The sequence below is a fragment of the Paenibacillus terrae genome (assembly GCF_000943545.1).
Classification (GTDB): Bacteria; Bacillota; Bacilli; order Paenibacillales; family Paenibacillaceae; genus Paenibacillus; species Paenibacillus terrae_A.
Genome location: NZ_JTHP01000041.1, coordinates 23,190 through 38,760, shown reverse-complemented (window position 1 = coordinate 38,760; position 15,571 = coordinate 23,190). Strand labels below are relative to the sequence as shown.

The following is a 15,571-nucleotide window of genomic DNA, read 5'->3' as shown; positions in this document are numbered from 1 at the left end:
CCTCCTCCGTATCCTAGTGGACTACTGCTTCCTGCTTGAACTTCCAGTCCCGCACATCGACAAAATGTCCATGAATCGCCGCAGCGACTGCCATTGCCGGAGATACGAGGTGAGTACGGCCTCCACGTCCTTGGCGACCTTCAAAGTTACGGTTAGAAGTCGACGCACAGCGCTGTCCCGGTTGAAGTACATCCGGATTCATCGCAAGACACATGCTGCACCCCGCTTCACGCCACTCAAATCCTGCTTCCTTGAAAATGACGTCCAGTCCTTCTTCCTCGGCCTGAATTTTCACACGTCCTGAGCCTGGTACGACGATTGCCGTTACCCTGTCGGATACCTGATAGCCTTTGGCCACCTCGGCCGCAGCGCGCAAATCTTCAATTCGCCCGTTGGTACAAGAGCCAATGAATACATAATCAATCGCAATATCCGTGATCGGTGTACCTGGCTTTAAATCCATATATTCAAGCGCTTTTTCAGCAGCTTTACGTTCGTTTTCTGTTGGCAATTCTGCCGGAATCGGTACTGTGGCAGAGATATCTGTACCCATGCCCGGGCTAGTCCCCCAGGTTACTTGTGGAATCAAAGCATCCACATCAAACTCTAGCACGATATCAAATTCAGCGCCTTCATCTGTAACAAGCTCTTTCCACTCAGCAACCGCCTGCTCGAAAGCAGCTCCTTGCGCTACATGTTGACGTCCACGCAAGTAGTTAAAGGTTGTTTCATCCGGCGCAATCATACCCGCTCTGGCTCCGCCTTCAATGGACATGTTGCACACGGTCATGCGCTCTTCCATGCTCAATTCGCGGATAGATTCACCTGTATACTCAATAACATAACCGGTAGCGAAATCCGTGCCGTATTTGGCGATGACACCCAAAATCATATCCTTTGCTGTCACACCCGGCATGCGGCGGCCCACAAAGCGGACTTCCATTGTTTTTGCTTTTGCTTGCTGGAGACATTGCGTTGCCATTACGTGCTCTACTTCGCTGGTTCCGATACCAAAAGCGAGCGCTCCGAACGCGCCATGTGTGGAGGTGTGACTGTCACCACAAACAATCGTTTTACCCGGGTGAGTCAGACCGAGCTCCGGCCCCATAACGTGAACGACACCTTGATCAATCGTATCCAGATCATACAGTGTGACACCGAAATCACGGCAATTTTGAGTCAAAGTATCAATCTGCTGCTTGGAAATCGGGTCCGTAATATTGTAACGATCCTTCGTCGGTACGTTATGATCCATCGTCGCAAACGTAAGCTCTGGACGACGCACCTTGCGTCCGCTAAGACGAAGCCCCTCAAACGCCTGCGGCGAGGTCACCTCATGTACTAGATGAAGGTCAATGTACAAAATACTCGGCTTTCCCTCTTCCTGATAGATGACATGGTTATCCCAAATTTTCTCGAACATGGTCTTTTTGCTCATCATAATTCACCCCTGTGTTTTTCAAACCTATTGTAGAGAAGGCTGTACGGCTTTCTCTTGGATGTCAACAATATACCACGGCATGCTTGATTGATCCAAGATATGATATCTATAGAAGTGATAGGTTAAGGCTATAAGGCGGGTTAAGGCAACATGGGATAGATATTGGTATAAATACGCCATAAACATTTCCCAACGAGACAGCTTTACTTCACATCTGCTTGTGTTTATTGAGGTAACAACGGGTACAAATTATAGATAGAACATATGTTCTATTCAATAAATTTACAGATAGAAAAATATTCCTAGGTCTGATAGACTACTTGTAGAATGAGGATTTTGCAAAGTCCTGAAATATTAAAAGAGGAGATTATTATGAAGCGCCTTCTTACCTTATTGTTCATTTTTGTTGTCTATTTTGGAACGATTCCAACCATTCATGCGAACCCGTCGAATTATCGTATTTTTTTGGATGGAAAAATTGTGACACTTCAATCTGCCCCTCGCATTGAAAGTAACTCCCTTATGGTTCCAGTTGTCCCGTTGTTAAAAAAATTAGGCTATACAGCTGCTGTAGATCCCGATATTCCTGATCGTGTAAAAATAACAAATTCGGATAATTCGATTACCTTTGTGATTGGTGCTAAAAATATTTATATCAACGGAAAAGAAATTCGTATGCCTATTAGCTCTAAATCATACAATGGAGTAACTTACCTTCCTCTGCGCGCAATTTCGCAAGCGCTCGGGAAACCATTTGGCAGTAACCCTACAGAACAGTACGCCTGGATTGGAGTTGCACCGAGTAAAAGCCAAAACATTCCCCCAGAATTGCAAGGGAAAGATTTTAGAAATGCTGTATGGGGTATGACAGTTCAGCAAATTAAAAGATCCGAGACACTGCCTCTCATCAATGCTGTCACTGAATTGGATGATTACGGCATGAGTAATATGTACTATACTTATTTGGACTACAAAGGTGAATACAACGGGTACAAAGCAGTTTACACTTATATCCTAACTGGGGAGGATAAGAACAACACTAAACTGTATGACGGCCAGATTGTATTTCCTGAAAAATTTAGTAACATGCAAAACTATATAGATCGATTCTTTAAAATTAGTTCTAAAATGCAATTATCATACGGTACACCAGTTGATACGGAGCGACCACGAGGAAAAGATCAGAGTAAATGGGCGGAAGACCTGTCTTTAGGTAATCTCTCATTAACCGATTACTACAATGTCGGTCGAAACTCTTATTATATTCGATTGTACAAAAGTATGCATTCTGAATATCCTCAATTGGATATTTTGGTGTCTCAAAGATAATATTAGACTTTTTTCTGAGAATCAGCTCGACAGTGTAAATAATTTTATCGAGTGCTTCGAAGATCGCTATAGAACTGACTAGACAAAAAGCTCTGCCGACCCATTAAGGTTAGCAGAGCTTTTTTATTTACGTTTAAGCACCTCCAACGACATCGTGAAGCTGAATACTATGGTGCTGGTCATAAGCATGATTAGGCCCATTCGCGATAAACAGAAAACTAGCTGCGACGATCAGAAGAACCATTTTTCTCAACATTGTTTATCCACACCCTCTCAATGAAATTGAAAACCTCTGCTTTGGTTTCAGGAACCGCATGATTCCGAAAGTGTAAAAACAAACCCATACAATTTATAAAATAATCCTTATTACTTAGTGTATGATAACTTATCATTGAATACATCAAATGTTTAAAACCATCACTATGCATCCCTCGATACAAATAATAATAAGCCAATTCATATCCAAAGCGTGCAAATTGCTCTGGTATAACTTGCTTAGTATACATGTCGGATGATAGCTGTCCCTGTTGCACAAAAGAGTCAATAACCGTTTCAAAACGTTTAAGTATATCACTCACATCTAACTGATATCGGTTAGCCGCAAACATTACGTTCAACAGCTTAGTAACCATTTCTTTATCGGCTTTATTGGTTGATGCAGCAATATATTCAACATAATCGTGCAGAACACTTATATCTCCCGACAAAAGCTTAAATACGTAAGTATTAACTTCTGCCCAATGTTGAAACAAACCGATCCAGTGTCGGGTATCCTCGTCCGCCTCCTTGACCCAATCTAAATTAGCGTAGGCGTATGTATATTGTAGAGCTTGTTGATAATCGCCTTGGGCTTCACAAACACCTGCACACAACAAATCAGCATAGGTGATGTACACAAACATGGGACGACTCAGCTTCTTTTCAGACTCATTGCGCTCTCGCTTCTTCTGTTGATGTTCCAGCGAATATTGGATTTCCGCTTTCTCCTTCATTTTTCTCGCTGTTTCATCAACCTTGTCCCATAGACGCAAAGACCTGTACACGTTCGCCAAATCCTTCAATGCGTCAAGCTGGTCTATTTCATCCAGGCGCTCAACAAAAGCTTCAAATATCGTAGCTGCCTTGAGATTTTGGCGTTGATTGGTTCCAGCCTGAATTGTGAATATACGATACTGACAGACTGCCAATCTTTCGGAGTGCTGGTACTTCTCTCCTTCCGCAACCCCCTCATAGAGCAACAACGCAGCAGCGTGCCGACCTTGTGCGAATAATATTTCCGCTGCATCAAATAGCTTCGGGGAATATAGCAGCTTGTCCATGATATGCCCAACTACACGCTTAATCGCTTCCAGCTTATCCAGTTCAGCACAACGATACAATACTGGCTCAATTCGCCGCCAATCCGGGGAACGTTCGATGATGTAATGTTCTATGTATCGTTCGTAAAAAAAGCTTTCTGGTAATCCCATAGCCAGCGTCATTCGATCAAGCTGATGTATAGCAACAGGACGATGCTTAAGAATCCAATTATTAAGCGTTCTTTGATGAACACCTGAGCACTCCGCAAATTCTGCTAAAGTCAAGTTGTTTTGCTTTAAATAATTATCCAACTCCGCTAAAACCGTAGGTGTATGCTTCATGTCATATCCACCCTTCACATAAAAATTCCAATTTTTTATATTATTACATTCTATTGTTGTCCAAAATTAACCATATGTCAATATACTATGCAACCAATATAATATTCAATTTTTGGCATGAAATGAAACAAAAAACACTCTCCGCTAACCTTTGGTCAACGGAGAGTGTGATTCTCTATATTTTTTTCTCAGTGTTGTTGTTCTTATTATTTTTCTCAGCAATAAGTAGACCTAGCAGTGTATATATTAAAATCACCCAGCTATATTCATCGACAATTCCACTTCCTATTCCCCAATACCCCGTATTTGACAAAAACATTACGCTATACACGATGATGTTAGCCTCTGGGTTCGTAGACCATTTTGTCAACAGATCTGCCGATTTTTGATGCACTGCGTAGTAAAAAAAATCGCTTGACTTGGAGTTAACTCCAAATGCAATAATATCGGATGTAAATAGGTGGAGGGTAATCAGAGTAAACTGCATTTGAATGAAACAATATCCAGGAAAGCGAGGAACAAACAAATGGAATATGTGAAACTTGGAAATACCGGCTTGGATGTATCTCGGCTTTGTCTTGGCTGTATGGGCTTTGGTGTTGCAGAGCGGTGGATTCATCCATGGATACTTGATGAAGAACGCAGTCGTCCAATTATAAAAAAAGCCCTGGAGCTTGGTATCAATTTTTTTGATACTGCGAATGTATATTCAGACGGAACAAGCGAGGAAATTGTTGGGCGGGCTTTAAAGGATTATGCGAATCGAGATGAAATTGTCCTCGCGACGAAGGTTCATTTCCGTATGCATCAAGGTCCCAACGGTGCGGGACTTTCCCGAAAGGCAATCATGAGTGAAATAGATAAGAGCCTTAAGAGACTGGGAACAGATTATGTGGATCTGTACCAAATTCACCGCTGGGATTATAATACTCCCATCGAAGAGACAATGGAAGCATTACATGATGTGGTGAAGGCCGGGAAGGCAAGATATATTGGTGCTTCTGCCATGTACGCATGGCAGTTTCTGAAGGCGTTACATGTAGCTGAGAAAAATGGATGGACCCGGTTTGTATCGATGCAGAATCATTTAAACCTCTTATATCGTGAAGAAGAGAGGGAGATGCTGCCGCTTTGTAAGGAAGAAAAAATCGGTGTGGTTCCATACAGCCCTCTTGCAGGAGGAAGATTGACGCGTGATGCGCAGGAAACAACACATCGTTCCGAAACCGATCAAGTTGCGAAATCTAAATATGATGCGACTGCACATACCGATCGATTGATCGTGGATCAGGTTGCGGCAATCGCAGAACAACGTGGAGTTCCCCGTGTCCAAATCGCACTTGCCTGGTTGCTGCAGAAAGAACCGGTAACAGCTCCCATTATCGGTGCTACGAAAACGTCTCATCTCGAAGATGCGGTAGCTGCGCTCTCGATTACGTTAACACCTGAAGAAATTGCGTTGCTGGAAGAGCCGTATGTTCCTCATCCGGTTATTGGCGCTCAGTAAATTTTGATGCGATGACCGTTTTGATATAAGAAACGACAAGAAAGCCCTATCCATTTACTTAGGGCGTTCTTGTGCGAAAATCGGGAGGTGAAATCTGCATGTTGATAGCAGAAGTAAGTAAAAAATTTGATCTATCACAGGATACACTCCGCTATTATGAACGCATCGGACTTATTCCACGTGTGAACCGCAATAAAAGCGGAATTAGGGATTATACGGAAGAAGACTGCAGGTGGGTTGAATACATCAAATGTATGCGAGGCGTAGGTCTTCCAGTTGAAATTTTGATTGAGTATGTTGGGTTGTTTCAACAGGGTGATGAAACCATGGATGCTAGAAAAGAACTCCTAATCGAGCAACGTAAGCAGCTCAAAACAAGAATGGAAGACATGAAGAACGTGTTGGAACGCATGGATTATAAAATTGCAAGATATGAACAGACAATAGTTGAAAAAGAAAAAACACTAAATAGACCGCAAAATTAGTCTTTTGAATGACCATGTGAAAATCATTCCATAAGTCAGGTCTGTCTACAGTAGTAATATTGGCGTCTGGTTCAGTAAAGAAACTTGTACCTATAGTAAGGATTAGGATCATCGAGTTGGGTAATTACTTATACAAAGGAGTGAAAAATCAATGATTAGTAAAGTCGGTCAAATTATGTTGTATGTAAATAACCAAGATGAGTCACTGGATTTTTGGACAGGAAAAGTAGGATTTAATGTAATTTCTGAAGAAAATAATGGTCAAGGAATGAGATGGATTGAAATTGCTCCTGAAAAGGGTGCAGAAACAAGTATCATTCTCCATAATAAGGAATTCGTTGCTAAAATGTCACCTGAATTAAATCTCGGTACACCTTCTTTAATGTTTTTTTCGGAAAATCTCGATCAGTTACATGGCGACTTATCCAATAAAAATGTCAAAGTCGGAGAAATTGTAAATATGCCTTCAGGCAGAGTATTTAACTTTGCAGATAATGAAGAAAATTACTTTGCTGTAATGGAAAAAAAGTAAATTACGATAAAAGAGTAAAAGCCCTCCGTTTAAGAGGGCTTTTTCATATATGCTGGCCGCAAACTAAAATCATCGATTGACCTCACTAACCGCCAATCTGGTCCACTCCAACCTCATCTATGTAAAATTATGGCTTAGTGTAATGAATTTCACATCTTTCCGGGTCAACCTGTTCTACCATAGAAGAGTGATACGCCGTGCTGGGCAGACCACTTTGGGCGGGACGGGGGCGTTCTGCTGCAAATCAGCTACACAGGCTGTCTGGCATGAGCGGCAAGCACGCTTTTATTTTGATTCGAAGCGGAGTGTCCAGATGTTGAATACCGAATGGGAATACCGTGAGCGCATCAGGAAGCTGGCCGTATGCATTGTCAAGCATTACCGAGGAAAAGGACCGGACAACGTCAAGGTCTCACTGGAGTCGCCGCTCCGGATTACGGTAGAGATTTGGGGCACCTTGTCCAATCTCTCCGAAATTTTGGTTCATGAAGGGGCCGGCGAAAAGGTCAAAGAATATTGGAACGTCCTTCGTCCTTATCTAGAAAAGGAATTTATGAGCGAAGCCGAAAAAACACTTGGCAGTCCCTTCACTTACACTTGGGAAGTCTGCCCCTCCGTCCATGGGGACGGACATATTATCATTACTCTTGAATTACAACACATACACCGGTTGGATTAGCGGGAAGGAGCTTGTCTCCTCGCCCGCGGATAAGCCAGTACAGGATGCAGCGTAAAGCGGCATTTTTGTATTGGCTTTTTTTCATGTTACGAGCTTCATCTAATTCATATAAAAAGAGGTGCTGCACACATGGCAGACAAGGTATTGACCGTATGTCCCTACTGCGGAAGCGGTTGTCAGCTTCATTTGCTGGTGGACAAGGGACAGGTAATTGGCGCAGAGCCGGCTGGTGGTCGTACAAACGAAGGAACACTGTGTCTGAAAGGACACTATGGATGGGATTTTCTGAATGACCCGCAAATTCTGACTGCACGCTTGCGTAAGCCCCTGATACGCAAAAATGGGGTTATGGAGGAAGTAGAATGGGAAGAAGCCATCCAGTATACCGCTGAACGCCTTTTAGCAATCAAGGAAAAATACGGACCCGATTCCATTATGGGAACAGGCTCCGCACGTGGTCCGGGAAACGAAGCGAATTATGTCATGCAAAAGTTCATGCGGGCGGTCATTGGCACGAACAATATTGACCATTGCGCTCGTGTATGCCATGGCCCTTCTGTGGCTGGTTTGACATACTCACTCGGGGACGGAGCCATGTCCAACTCAATTCCAGAAATTGAACACTCTGATCTTATTTTCGTGTTTGGGTATAATGCACCCGAAACACATCCGATCGTAGCAAGACGCATTGTAGCTGCCAAGCAAAGAGGTGCCAAAATTATTGTATGCGATCCGCGCATGACTGAAACTGGACGCATTTCAGATATGTGGCTACCTCTAAAAGGCGGTTCGAACATGGCTTTGGTGAATGCTTTTGGTCATGTGCTTGTACATGAAGGACTGTACGACAAACGATATGTGGAAGCAAACACAGAAGGCTTTGCCGAATACGTAGAAAGCATTAAAAAATATACGCCTGAATATGCAGAAGGCATTACGGGGGTCAAGGCGGCTGACATTCGAGCAGCTATGAGGGAATATGCAAAGGCCCCTACCGCTACAATTCTGTATGGAATGGGCGTATGTCAATTTTCACAGGCCGTTGACGTGGTAAAGGGACTCGCTTCTCTTGCACTGTTGACCGGAAATCTGGGCAAGCCGAATGTGGGGATTGGGCCTGTGCGGGGGCAAAACAATGTCCAGGGCTCCTGCGACATGGGCGCATTGCCGAATGTATATCCTGGTTATCAGGAAGTAACGGATAGCACGGTTCGCAAAAAGTTTGAAAAAGCATACGGTGTTGAGCTGCCGCGTAAAAAAGGATATCCCCTTACGGAGGTGCCACACCTCATCCTGAAGGAGAACAAGCTGAAAGCTTATTATATTTTCGGCGAGGACCCTGTACAAAGCGATCCGAACGCCGCCGAGTTACGTGAAGCGCTAGACCAATTGGAATTTGTCGTGGTGCAGGATATTTTCATGAATAAAACGGCGCTGCACGCCGATGTCATCCTCCCTTCTACCTCCTGGGGCGAACATGATGGTGTGTATTCCTCGGCAGACCGCGGCTTTCAGCGCATTCGCAAAGCGGTCGAGCCACAAGGTGACGTAAAGCCGGACTGGGCCATTATTAGCGAGGTTGCTACCGCTATGGGCTACCCTATGTCCTATGCAAACACAGAGGAAATTTGGGATGAAATGCGCAGCCTCTGCCCGTTATTCGCTGGTGCCAGCTACCAAAAAATGGAGGAACAAGGTGGCGTACAGTGGCCCTGCCCTACAGAGGATCACCCAGGTACACCGTATTTGTACAAAGGGAATCAATTTTCTACACCTAGTGGCAAAGGCCGATTATTCGCCTGCGAATGGCGTCCACCGCAAGAACAGCCGGATGAGAAATTCCCACTTGTCTTATCTACAGTTCGTGAGGTAGGCCATTACTCCGTGCGTACCATGACTGGCAATTGCCGTGCGCTACGCCAACTGTCTGATGAGCCTGGCTTTATTCAGATTAGCCCGGAAGACGGAGCAGATCTGAACATTCTGGATGGCGAAATTGTTGCCATATCCTCCCGTCGGGGACGCATCATGGCACGGGCACAAATCACTGACCGTGTGCAACAAGGTGCGACCTACATGACCTATCACTGGTGGGTTGGAGCATGTAACGAGCTGACCGCCGATTTTCTTGATCCGGTGTCCAAAACACCGGAATTAAAATACTGCGCCATCCGGCTGGAACGGATCGCCGACCAAGCGCAGGCCGAGCGTGATGTACATGAATCTTACCAACGGATCCGCAGACAGATGAACGTCCAGGAAGCTGTTTTGGCGGATAAGGTGACGAGATGAGCGGCGCACGAAACACGCTGAACCGTCCGACGAGCAGAATGGGAGCAGCCGATAGAACAAGCGCTGTCGCCTCTTCCTTTGTGGTCGCAGATGCCGGGCACTGTATCGGCTGCAAAGCCTGCGAACTAGCCTGCTTCGCCGTTCACAGTCAGACTAACGGCATAGGCGCTTCGGTCGGAACCGTCAGCGTGCCTGTCGTACCTAAGGTGTATGTTGTACGCGCCGGGGATACGTATGTGCCTGTGCAATGCCGGCATTGTGAGAATGCGCCCTGCGCACATGCCTGTCCGGTTCAGGCCATTCGACAGGAGAACGGTGTGGTTATGATTGATGAGGAGCTGTGCATCGGCTGTACCTCTTGTGTTTTGGCCTGTCCCTTCGGGGCCATTGAGGTATCTACCATCTACCGGGAAGGACGCGTCATGACGCAGCCCGGCTTGACCGACCGTGCCGCTCACAAGCCTCTCCCCCGGACTGCCGCAGGCAAATGCGACCTGTGCGCAGACACAAACGGAGGACAGCCTGCCTGTGTAGAAGCCTGTCCAAACGATGTACTACGGCTGGCTATAGTCGAGTCCGATCTGCTTCCCGAGCGTCGGCGGGAAGTCTTCTTCCCTCACCTGTAAGGCCAAAATCAGCCGCAGAAAGGTAGAAATAAGATGTCCATAACAACTAACAATGCCTATTCGGCTCCTTGTATGGAGACGACAGATTGCACCAACCCCATTATTCATATTGACCCCAGTATGTGTACCGGATGTAGACGCTGTGCAGGGGTTTGTCCGGTAGATGCCATAGAAGGACAGCCCGGAGAGCCGCAAACCGTGAATGCAGACCGTTGCGTGATCTGTGGCCAATGTGTACAAATATGCAGCGTATACGCATCCGATTGGGCAGATTCATCCCCACAGGAAGCCGCCAGCAGACGGCAGGAGCGTTTGCGTGAGCGCGATATGCCTGCTGACATCGGAGAACCGCTATTCGCTGCCTATTATAGCGGTAGCCTGAATAAGGTGACCGACATGATGACGAAACCGGGACAGTTTCGGATCGTCCAATGTGCTCCAGCCATTCGCGTTTCAATCGCGGAGGAATTTGGTATGCCATTTGGCACGCTCACACCAGGTAAAATGGCCGCAGCTCTGCGCCGTCTGGGCTTTGATCGGGTATATGACACCAACTTTGGAGCTGATGTCACCATTATGGAGGAAGGCACCGAACTGATTCGTCGTGTAACCGAAGGTGGGCCGCTACCGATGTTTACCTCCTGCTGTCCGGCATGGGTTCGGTTCGCCGAGATTGAATATCCCGATCTGTTGGACCATCTATCCAGTTGCAAATCCCCAATGCAAATGCTAGGCTCGCTGGTCAAAACCTATGGTGCCCAACTGGACGAGGTGGAACCTGCGAACATTTATAGCGTCGCGATCATGCCTTGTACCTGCAAGCAATTCGAATGTGATCGTCCTGAAATGGAATCCGACGGGTACCGTGACGTGGATGAGGTACTGACAACGCGTGAACTGGCATACTGGATCAAGAAAAGCGGCATTGATTTTATGAATCTGCCAGATGAAGAATTCGATTCACCGCTAGGACGTTATTCAGGAGCAGGGTCCATTTTTGGTGTAACAGGAGGCGTTATGGAAGCCGCCATCCGTACAGGTTATGAGCTGCTGACGAATGAAAAGCTACCGAAACTCCAACTGGATTTTGTTCGCGGTGAGGAAGGCATTCGAGTCGCGGAGGTTCAGGTGGGCGAGCTACAACTTAAGGTAGCGGTCGTCGCGGGGCTACAACATGCCTATGGGCTGCTGGATCGTGTGCAGGCAGGCGAATGTGATTATCATTTTATTGAGGTAATGGGCTGTCCTGCCGGATGTATTAGCGGAGGCGGTCAACCCAAGCTCATGCTGGAAAAACACCGGATCGAAGCTTACCGTGCACGCAAATCCTCTATTTATGGACATGATGCGGGACTCCAGGTGCGAAAATCACATGAGAATCCTCACATTATTAAGCTGTACGATGAATTTTTAGGTGAGCCGCTTGGTCATGTATCGCATCATCTGCTGCACACGACCTTCCAAAAGCGCGGACCAGGCAAGCAAAACCGTAGCTGTGATGCTCCCGCTAAAGAGAATACAGGTAACTCCATTCATTAGCACGTTAAGTTAAAAGGGTGAACCATTGCGGCATCCTGCCTCTCCATACTTAAAAAGAAGCTGCTGAGTCTTATCTGTGTTCATCCTATGCTCATCATGTTCTGCACCAACAAATTGCATTATTAAACTTTTTCATACTGTACCCATTGTATTTTGTCGTTAGTTAGAAAGGAGTCGAGTTGAATGAACCGCTTTGTTTTAGCTGATCCCGATCAGTGTATCGGTTGTCGTACCTGTGAAATCGCATGTGTCATCGCACATTCAGCAGGTAACCCTTTTATCTCGCCGGATGATGAGTTTCATTTTCACCCACGTCTGAAGGTCATCAAATCCATTGGGGTCACTGCCCCTGTCCAATGCCGTCACTGTGAGGATGCCCCCTGCGCCAACGCTTGTCCGAACGGTTCCATTACGAACGCGGACGGCTGCATTCTCATTAACAGCGAGAGCTGTATCGGCTGTAAAACCTGTATGATTGCCTGCCCATACGGTGCCATTACCATGGTACCTGAATATCGGGACGGGCGGCCTGTAGTACAGGATGGACTGTACAGCAATGTGTCAGGACGTTTGCAGCCCAAAGAACGAATGATTGCCAGCAAATGTGATCTGTGTGCAGGTGTAGAGGGTGGTCCCGCCTGTATTGGAAAATGCCCAACACGTGCCCTCAAGCTGGTTGAGCCGGATCTGCTTCACGCTCGTGTTGAGGAAAAGCGAGCTGCGAGCGCACGCCAGTTACTGCATATGACGCGCATTCCGGCAACGGGTCTCTGACATGACTGAAGCCCTTCCTCTGCAAAAGGATACGCGGACCGAGCGGGATGCGCTAGGGGAAATGGAGATTCCCGCCAATGCCTATTACGGCATTCATACCGCACGTGCGATGAACAACTTTGCGGTCAGCGGCAGACCTGTGAACCGGAAGCTGATTCACGCTCTCGTGCTGGTAAAAAAGACAGCCGCTCAGGTGAACTGTGAGCAAAATCGGCTCCCTCCCCACCGGGCGGCTGCAATGATAGACGCCTGCAATGAATTGCTCGCCGGACGGCATCTGGATATGTTTGCAGTCGATGCCCTGCAGGGCGGTGCAGGCACCAGCACCAACATGAACGTCAATGAGGTCATTGCTAATTTGGCGATTATGCGGCTTGGTGGAAAACCCGGACAGTATGAGCTAGTACATCCTCTGGATGATGTGAACTGCTGTCAGTCCACGAATGATGTTTATCCGACAGCATTACGAATTGCGGCCATTCGACTGCTTCGTCCTTTATGTGACGCGATGGCTTCGTTACAAGAGTCTTTACAGCACAAAGAAACGGAATATGCCGATCTGCTCAAGCTAGGTCGCACACAGCTAATGGATGCCCTGCCCATGATGGCGGGGCAAGGCTTTGGTGCTTACGCAAAGGCCGTGGCACGTGACCGCTGGCGTCTCTACAAAGCCGAGGAACGGCTGCGGGAAATCCCTATTGGCGGTACGGCGATCGGCACAGGCATGAATGCGCCTCGTGCTTACAGCTATCGGATGGTTGAGAAGCTGGCGGACGAGACTGGCTTTGGGCTATGCCGAAGTGACCACCCGATGGACCCGATTCAGAATATGGATGTCTTTGTGGAGGTATCCGGTCTGCTCAAATCCGCTGCTGTGAACCTGTTCAAAATATCAGGCGATTTTCGCCTGCTGGCCTCCGGTCCTCTCGGCGGTATTGGCGAGTTCACTCTGCCTCCAGTTCAGGCAGGATCATCCATTATGCCTGGCAAGGTTAATCCGGTGATGGCTGAACTGGCCGGACTAACGGCGTTGCGTGTGATAGCCGAAGATGCAGCGATTACGATGGCGGCTGCCTCCGGGCAGCTAGAGCTAAACGCGTTCCTGCCGCTGATTGCCGAATCGCTGCTGGAATCGCTACAAATTCTGGACGGCGCGGTTCGGCTGTTTGATGAACGGTGTGTACGCGGTCTGATCGTATGCGAGGACCGCTGTTCAGCTAATCTGCGTAACTCCGCTGTGATGGCTTCTGCGCTGGTCGCGGAGCTTGGCTATGATGAAGCTGCCTCCATTGCCTCAGCAGCCATTGCGCAGGGCCGCACACCGGAGGATATTACCGAAGAACGCGATCTGCTGACACGCTCGCGCATTGAGCAATTGTGCCATCCCTATACAGTAACCAAGCCCGGTATTCCGGGGCAGGAAGAAGGAATTCACGATGGGAATGCATGATACCCCCCGTAGCAACCGACCGCACATCACCCTGCTCGGTCGCCGCAACGCTGGCAAATCCAGCATTCTGAACACCCTGACCGGCCAGCCCGCCGCCGTGGTTTCTCCCGTAGGAGGAACGACCACGGACCCCGTTTTCAAGCCGATGGAGCTGCTCCCTGCTGGCCCCATTGTTCTGGTGGATACCGCCGGACTGGACGATGAGGGTGAGATCGGAGCGCTGCGCCGCAACAAAACGCTAGAAATATTAAATAGCACGGATCTGGCGCTGCTAATCATCGATGCTACTGTTGGGGTTAGCGCATTTGAACATGGGCTACTCGAAAAGCTGCATGCCAAGAAGATTCCCGTCATTGGTGTATTAAACAAGACGGACATCTTGGCAGAGGTAGAGAAAATGACCGCAACCCTAAAGGCTGAACTGGATTTACCCCTCATTCCTTTCAGTGCCTCTAAGCTATGGGGAGACGCGGAACTGAAAAAGGCCATCATGGATGCCCTTCCCCAAAATGAGGATCGTTTCCGTATCGTTGGTGACCTGCTGTCACCCGGCGATTTTGTCGTACTGGTCGTTCCAATCGACAAAGCTGCGCCCAAAGGCCGACTGATTCTGCCACAGCAGCAGACGATCCGTGATACGTTGGAGAGCGATGCCATCGCCGTAGTGACCAAAGAACATGAGCTACGACTGACGTTGGAGCGACTGGGGCGCAAGCCCCGCTTGGTCATTACCGATTCACAGGCTTTTATGAAGGTAGCCGCAGATACTCCCAAGGATGTATCCCTGACCTCCTTTTCCATCCTGTTCGCCCGCCATAAAGGTGACCTTGACGAACTCGTACGAGGCGCAAGAGCCATTGACCGTCTCAAGGATGGTGACCGCGTACTCATTGCTGAAGCCTGTACGCATCAATGTCAGTCTGATGATATCGGTCGTGTGAAAATCCCCCGTTGGCTCCGTCAAACGATAGGCAAACGTCTCATCATCGAGCACGCATCTGGTTCCAGCTTTCCTGCCGATCTGAGCGAATATGCGCTGGTTATTCACTGCGGGGCCTGCATGCTCAATCGACGTACCATGCTTCACCGAATGGCAGAAACGGAAGCCGCCGGGGTACCCATAGTGAACTATGGTATTTTCATCGCCTATGTTCAGGGAGTCTTCCCCCGTGCCATCGAATGCTTCCCATCCGCTATGCTGGCATGGGAGCAAGCCGTTGGAGCTGGCAGCCATTCCTGAATGAGACGAATCATTGAAGCAACAAATTCCGCCCCAT

At 47.6% G+C, this 15,571-nt stretch carries 13 protein-coding genes; 11 read left to right on the top strand and 2 right to left on the bottom strand.

The window, feature by feature from the left end; genetic code table 11:
* Positions 1-13: 13 nt before the first annotated feature.
* Positions 14-1,438 (bottom strand): 3-isopropylmalate dehydratase large subunit, encoded by a 1,425-nt coding sequence (gene leuC / locus QD47_RS18740; protein ID WP_044647568.1) that lies wholly within the window; start codon positions 1,436-1,438, stop codon positions 14-16.
* 375 nt (positions 1,439-1,813) lie between these two features.
* On the opposite strand from leuC, the gene QD47_RS18735 reads away from it, so the two are divergent.
* Complete coding sequence (locus QD47_RS18735; protein WP_044647567.1) at positions 1,814-2,770, top strand: copper amine oxidase N-terminal domain-containing protein; 957 nt, start codon at positions 1,814-1,816, stop codon at positions 2,768-2,770.
* A 218-nt stretch (positions 2,771-2,988) separates the two neighbouring features.
* Here QD47_RS18735 and QD47_RS18730 read toward each other — a convergent pair whose 3' ends face one another.
* A complete protein-coding gene (locus tag QD47_RS18730; RefSeq protein WP_044647566.1) occupies positions 2,989-4,410 on the bottom strand; it encodes a helix-turn-helix domain-containing protein in 1,422 nt (473 codons plus the stop codon).
* A gap of 526 nt (positions 4,411-4,936) precedes the next feature.
* Between QD47_RS18730 and QD47_RS18720 the strand changes: the two genes are divergently transcribed.
* The 10 genes from QD47_RS18720 (at position 4,937) to hydF (ending at position 15,534) form a co-directional block, all read left to right on the top strand.
* Positions 4,937-5,917: an aldo/keto reductase gene (locus QD47_RS18720; protein WP_044647564.1), complete on the top strand. Its 981-nt coding sequence runs from the start codon at positions 4,937-4,939 to the stop codon at positions 5,915-5,917.
* A 98-nt stretch (positions 5,918-6,015) separates the two neighbouring features.
* The gene (locus QD47_RS18715) at positions 6,016-6,402 is read left to right on the top strand and encodes a MerR family transcriptional regulator (protein ID WP_044647563.1); all 387 of its coding nucleotides are present in this window, start codon (positions 6,016-6,018) and stop codon (positions 6,400-6,402) included.
* Positions 6,403-6,553: 151 nt separating this feature from the next.
* On the top strand, positions 6,554-6,934 hold the full coding sequence (locus QD47_RS18710) for a VOC family protein (RefSeq protein ID WP_044647562.1): 381 nt from the start codon (positions 6,554-6,556) through the stop codon (positions 6,932-6,934).
* 142 nt (positions 6,935-7,076) lie between these two features.
* Positions 7,077-7,613, top strand: coding sequence for a hypothetical protein (locus QD47_RS18705; protein WP_235332303.1), 537 nt, complete (start codon positions 7,077-7,079; stop codon positions 7,611-7,613).
* A 129-nt stretch (positions 7,614-7,742) separates the two neighbouring features.
* A complete protein-coding gene (fdhF, locus tag QD47_RS18700; protein ID WP_044647560.1) occupies positions 7,743-9,905 on the top strand; it encodes a formate dehydrogenase subunit alpha in 2,163 nt (720 codons plus the stop codon).
* Positions 9,902-10,531: a 4Fe-4S dicluster domain-containing protein gene (locus tag QD47_RS18695; protein WP_044647559.1), complete on the top strand. Its 630-nt coding sequence runs from the start codon at positions 9,902-9,904 to the stop codon at positions 10,529-10,531. Before fdhF ends, QD47_RS18695 begins: the two co-directional genes overlap by 4 nt.
* Positions 10,532-10,564: 33 nt before the next feature.
* The gene (locus QD47_RS18690; protein ID WP_235332302.1) at positions 10,565-12,070 is read left to right on the top strand and encodes a [FeFe] hydrogenase, group A; all 1,506 of its coding nucleotides are present in this window, start codon (positions 10,565-10,567) and stop codon (positions 12,068-12,070) included.
* A 183-nt stretch (positions 12,071-12,253) separates the two neighbouring features.
* Positions 12,254-12,844, top strand: a complete 591-nt coding sequence (locus tag QD47_RS18685) for a 4Fe-4S dicluster domain-containing protein (RefSeq protein WP_044647557.1) — start codon at positions 12,254-12,256, stop codon at positions 12,842-12,844.
* Between the two features lies 1 nt (position 12,845).
* Positions 12,846-14,294, top strand: a complete 1,449-nt coding sequence (locus QD47_RS18680) for an aspartate ammonia-lyase (protein WP_082067227.1) — start codon at positions 12,846-12,848, stop codon at positions 14,292-14,294.
* Positions 14,281-15,534 (top strand): [FeFe] hydrogenase H-cluster maturation GTPase HydF, encoded by a 1,254-nt coding sequence (gene hydF, locus QD47_RS18675; protein ID WP_044647556.1) that lies wholly within the window; start codon positions 14,281-14,283, stop codon positions 15,532-15,534. Before QD47_RS18680 ends, hydF begins: the two co-directional genes overlap by 14 nt.
* Positions 15,535-15,571 lie beyond the last annotated feature (37 nt).

Bases quoted from the DNA above. Each gene is read 5' to 3' on its own strand.
- QD47_RS18715 (WP_044647563.1), top strand. From the start codon at position 6,016: ATGTTGATAGCAGAAGTAAGTAAAAAATTTGATCTATCACAGGATACA.
- QD47_RS18680 (WP_082067227.1), top strand. From the start codon at position 12,846: ATGACTGAAGCCCTTCCTCTGCAAAAGGATACGCGGACCGAGCGGGAT.
- QD47_RS18735 (WP_044647567.1), top strand. From the start codon at position 1,814: ATGAAGCGCCTTCTTACCTTATTGTTCATTTTTGTTGTCTATTTTGGA.
- leuC (WP_044647568.1), bottom strand. From the start codon at position 1,438: ATGAGCAAAAAGACCATGTTCGAGAAAATTTGGGATAACCATGTCATC.
- hydF (WP_044647556.1), top strand. From the start codon at position 14,281: ATGGGAATGCATGATACCCCCCGTAGCAACCGACCGCACATCACCCTG.
- QD47_RS18695 (WP_044647559.1), top strand. From the start codon at position 9,902: ATGAGCGGCGCACGAAACACGCTGAACCGTCCGACGAGCAGAATGGGA.
- QD47_RS18685 (WP_044647557.1), top strand. From the start codon at position 12,254: ATGAACCGCTTTGTTTTAGCTGATCCCGATCAGTGTATCGGTTGTCGT.
- QD47_RS18710 (WP_044647562.1), top strand. From the start codon at position 6,554: ATGATTAGTAAAGTCGGTCAAATTATGTTGTATGTAAATAACCAAGAT.
- QD47_RS18720 (WP_044647564.1), top strand. From the start codon at position 4,937: ATGGAATATGTGAAACTTGGAAATACCGGCTTGGATGTATCTCGGCTT.
- QD47_RS18730 (WP_044647566.1), bottom strand. From the start codon at position 4,410: ATGAAGCATACACCTACGGTTTTAGCGGAGTTGGATAATTATTTAAAG.
- QD47_RS18690 (WP_235332302.1), top strand. From the start codon at position 10,565: ATGTCCATAACAACTAACAATGCCTATTCGGCTCCTTGTATGGAGACG.
- fdhF (WP_044647560.1), top strand. From the start codon at position 7,743: ATGGCAGACAAGGTATTGACCGTATGTCCCTACTGCGGAAGCGGTTGT.
- QD47_RS18705 (WP_235332303.1), top strand. From the start codon at position 7,077: ATGAATTTCACATCTTTCCGGGTCAACCTGTTCTACCATAGAAGAGTG.